The sequence below is a fragment of the Caballeronia sp. LZ003 genome (assembly GCF_031451465.1).
Classification (GTDB): Bacteria; Pseudomonadota; Gammaproteobacteria; order Burkholderiales; family Burkholderiaceae; genus Caballeronia.
Genome location: NZ_JARUXJ010000074.1, coordinates 1 through 961, shown reverse-complemented (window position 1 = coordinate 961; position 961 = coordinate 1). Strand labels below are relative to the sequence as shown.

1 protein-coding gene is annotated in these 961 nt (G+C 60.5%); it reads right to left on the bottom strand.

Features of this window, described 5'->3' with window-relative positions; all coding sequences use genetic code 11:
- On the bottom strand, window positions 1-961 hold a 961-nt coding region (locus QCE79_RS33010), incomplete at both ends, for a CheR family methyltransferase (RefSeq protein WP_309851663.1).

Here is a 961-nt window from a genome sequence, read left to right as displayed (position 1 = left end):
CAGAGGTGCACTGGCCTCAGGCGGTTGGTCAAAGAGTACCAGCCAGTACGTCGACTCCTCGTCGGCCGCCTTGACAGGGTCCACGGTAAGCGTCATGACAGGACCGGTGGCGCGGCCTTCTTGGTCCCGTCGACTGAACACGGCCTTCACGACCTGCTGGGAGGCACTCGCGCGATACAACGCGGCCCGCAGCTCCAGCCGAATGTCCGGTGCCACGTTGTTCAAAAGATTACGGGTGGGAACGCCTGCACTGAAAACAATAAAGTCACTCGCGCCGGGCGAGACTCGTTCGATCTCGTAATCCGCGTTGATAAGCACACTCGGGGCAGACGCGGCGGCGAGCGCACGATCGTGCAGCGCCTCGAGCGACTTGCCGCGAGGCGTATCGAAGCTGCGGGTCACCGGTTTGCGTCGCGAACCAGAAGCCCGATGAGTTCCAGTGTCCATCAACTGCGATGGCATTCTGGCCCGGGCGTTCGCGCCAGCGTCACCGCGCAGTCGGTAGATTCGGTGCTCCTTGCTGATCGTCTCGAACGCCGTGCTGATCATGTCGATCGATTCCGCGTTGCCGAGAAACAAATAGCCGCCCGGCTTCAATGCATACGCGAACATGTCAAGAACCACCGCCTGCGCGGTACGATCAAGGTAGATCAGCAAATTGCGGCAACAGACCAGGTCGAGCCGCGAAAAAGGCGGGTCGCTCAGCACGTTATGCTGCGCAAAGACGATCATCTGTCGCACGCTGGGGTGCACGCGGTACCGATGATCTTCTTCCTTCTCGAAGTAAGCGAGCAAGCGCGATTCGGTCACGTCGGCCGAGATGTTCGCCGGGTAGACGCCGGCTCGGGCTACCTCAAGCGCCGCTTCATTGATGTCAGTTGCAAAAATCTGCACCCGCGGAGGCTGCGGCATGCGGTCTGCGTATTCCTGAATCAGGATCGCAACCGAGTAACTCTCCTCT